Annotated in this window: 3 protein-coding genes and 1 pseudogene; all 4 read right to left on the reverse strand. The window is 74.4% G+C overall.

Annotation, left to right across the window (positions count from 1 at the left end; all coding sequences use genetic code 11):
- On the reverse strand, positions 1-735 hold a 735-nt coding region (locus tag DKT69_RS26955), incomplete at its 3' end, for an energy-coupling factor ABC transporter ATP-binding protein (RefSeq protein WP_109804305.1).
- On the reverse strand, positions 732-1,502 hold the full coding sequence (gene cbiQ / locus DKT69_RS26960; RefSeq protein WP_109804306.1) for a cobalt ECF transporter T component CbiQ: 771 nt from the start codon (positions 1,500-1,502) through the stop codon (positions 732-734). The genes cbiQ and DKT69_RS26955, both read right to left, overlap by 4 nt.
- Positions 1,503-1,660: 158 nt before the next feature.
- Positions 1,661-2,041 (reverse strand): annotated as a pseudogene (locus DKT69_RS40145) (PDGLE domain-containing protein); the annotation flags it as partial.
- Positions 2,038-2,757: an energy-coupling factor ABC transporter permease gene (locus tag DKT69_RS26970; protein ID WP_109804308.1), complete on the reverse strand. Its 720-nt coding sequence runs from the start codon at positions 2,755-2,757 to the stop codon at positions 2,038-2,040. The gene DKT69_RS26970 and the pseudogene DKT69_RS40145, both read right to left, overlap by 4 nt.
- Positions 2,758-2,943 lie beyond the last annotated feature (186 nt).

A 2,943-nucleotide genomic window follows, 5' to 3' on the forward strand; every position in this document is an offset into this window, starting at 1 on the left:
GGGGAGTTCGAGGCGGTGGCGGGCCAGGAGGGGGTCGTCGGAGAGGAGCTGGAGAGTGGGGGCGTCGGCGACGATGCGGCCGGCGTCGAGGATCACCGAGCGGTCGCAGAGCTCCGCCGCGTACGGCAGGTCGTGGGTGACCATCAGCAGGGTCACCGGGAGGGCGCGCAGGATCTCCGCCAGTTCCCGCCGGGCGGCCGGGTCGAGGTTGGACGACGGCTCGTCGAGGACCAGGATCTCCGGGCGCATCGCGAGCACGGTGGCCACCGCCACCCGGCGGCGCTGACCGAACGACAGATGGTGCGGCGCCCGGTCCCGGTGCTCGCTCATCCCCACCGCGGCGAGCGCCTCGTCGACCCGCGCGGCCAGTTCCGCGCCGCGCAGCCCCAGGTTGGCCGGGCCGAACGCGACGTCCTCGGCGACCGTGGGCAGGAAGAGCTGGTCGTCCGGGTCCTGGAAGACGATGCCCACCCGGCGGCGGATCTCCGCCAGGGTGTCCCGGTCCCGGCTGACCGTCAGCCCACCAACGGCGACCGTCCCCTCGGTCGCGGTGAGGATGCCGTTGAGGTGCAGCACCAGGGTGGTCTTGCCCGCGCCGTTCGGCCCGAGCAGCGCCACCCGGTCCCCGCGCGGCACGGTCAGGTCCACCCCGTGCAGGGCGACGTGACCGTCCGGATAGGCGTACCGGACGCCGCGCACGTCCAGGGAGGGAGCCGTCTGCACGTACCCGATCATGTCAGCACGACCGCGGCCGCGGCGATGGCGACGGCCGCCAGCGGCACTGTCGCGGCGGCCGCCCACTGGCCGGCGGTGGCGGCGCCGGCGCCCTGCCAGACCGCCGGCATCCGGCCCGAGTAGCCGCGCGAGACCATGGCCAGGTAGACCCGCTCGCCGCGCTCGAACGCGCGCAGGAAGAGCGCGCCGATCCCGGCGGCGAAGCCGCGCAACTGCCAGAGGAAACGCGGGTCGTCGCCCCGGGACACCCGGGCCACCCGCATCCGCCGGGCCTCGCCCACCAGCACGTCCAGGTAGCGCAGCATGAAGGTGGCGATCTGGGTGAGGACCTGCGGGCACCGCAGCCGGTCCAGGCCGACGATCAGGTCCCGCGTCGTCGTGGTCGCGGCCAGCAGGAGCGACGCCAGTACGCCCAGCGTCCCCTTCGCGAGGATGTTCCAGCCGCCCAGCAGCCCGTCCACGGAGAGGTTCACCCCGGCCACCTCGACCCGCTCCCCCGTGCCGAGGAACGGCAGCGCGAACGCGAAGAGCACGAACGGCAGCTCGATCAGCGCCCGGCCGAGCAGCCAGCGGGGGCCCACCCGGGCCAGCGCCGCCACGGCGGCGACCAGCAGGGCGTACCCGCCGAACGCCCAGTACGCCTCCCGTGGCGTGGCGACCACGGCGACGGTGAACAGCACCATCGCGGCGATCTTCACCTCGGGCGGGAGGCGGTGCACCGGGGAGGTGGACCCGCGGTAGAGCACGTGCGCGTGTCCCGCGCCCATGTCGGCGTACCCCCTCAGCCGGCGCGGGCCGCGCGCCGCCCGGCGTCGGCCGGCTCGGTGTCGCCGACCGCCCCGCCCGCGGCCGGGTCGCCGCCCGACGTCCCCGGACCGGCCGGGTCGCCGCCCGACGTGCCGTCACCGGCGGGGTCGCCGCCCGGCGTGCGGGGACCGGCGAGGTCGCCGCCCGGCGTGCGGGGACCGGCGGGGTTGTGCCGGCGGGCCAGCCGGAAGAGGCCGCCGCCGAGGGCGAAGGTGAGCAGCACGCCGAGGACGCCGGAGAGGCCGGTGGAGAGGAATCGGTTGTCCACGCCCCGGATGCCGTAGTCGGCGAGCGGGCTGTCGGCGAGCTCGTGGTCCTCGGCGCGCTGCGCGGGGCAGCTACCGCCGGTGATCTCGCCGTCGGCGTTCACCGTGCAGCCCTTGAGCAGGGACGAGTCGAGCCCGTCCGGGTGCGCCGAGGCGTAGTTGCTGACCACCCCGGCGAGCAGCAGGGCGACCAGCAGGCCGCCGAGGACGAAGCCCCAGTTGCGCTTCCTCATCGGGCCCCCCCGGCGACCGGAACGACGACGGCGGGCGCGGCCGGCTTCAGGGCCCGCAGCGCGTACACCAGGTCGGGGCGGACCTTGGCGACGGTGACCACCGTGGTGGCGGTGATCAGGCCCTCGCCGACGCCGATCAGCAGGTGGACGCCGGCCATCGTGCCGGCCAGCCCGGCGAGGTTGCCGCCCAGGTCGGTGGTGCCGCCCAGCCAGTACTGCAGGACGAAGCCCTGACTGGCGACCACCACGCTGACCAGGCCCGACACGAACGCGGTCACCCCGAGCCCGGCCGGGGTACGCGGCAGCACCCGCAGCAGCAGCGCGATCAGCAGGTACGCCGCGGCGGTGCCGAGGATCGCCATGTTGGTGATGTTGAGGCCGAGCATGGCCACCCCGCCGTCGCCGAAGACCAGCGCCTGCACGACGAGGACCACCGCCACGCAGAGCGCGCCGACCCACGGGCCGACCAGCAGGGCGGCGAGCGCGCCACCGAGCAGGTGACCGCTCACCCCGGCGGTGAAGATCGGGAAGTTGAGCATCTGCACCGCGAAGATGAACGCGGCCACCAGGCCCGCCATCGGGGCCAACCGGTCGTCCAGGTCACGGCGGCCGCGCAGCACGCAGAGGGTGAGCACGGCGAGCGCGAAGGCGGCGAAGACCGCGGCGACGGGACCGTCGATGATCCCGTTCGAGATGTGCATCGCCAGGGTTTCCACTCGACCTCCCGGGGCGCGGCGGGCGGGTCCACACCGACCGGCTCAGCTTATTTGCGCCGACTCTTTGTTGCCAACATCTTGCAACAAGCCATGGTGTTGATCACCGTCAACGGCGCGTCACCACCGACTGGGTCCCGCGCTACGGCGGTATCGTCTGCGCCATGACCGACCGCCTCAACCCCGGCG

It is taken from the genome of Micromonospora sicca, assembly GCF_003172935.1.
In the GTDB taxonomy this organism is placed as follows: Bacteria; Actinomycetota; Actinomycetes; order Mycobacteriales; family Micromonosporaceae; genus Micromonospora; species Micromonospora sicca.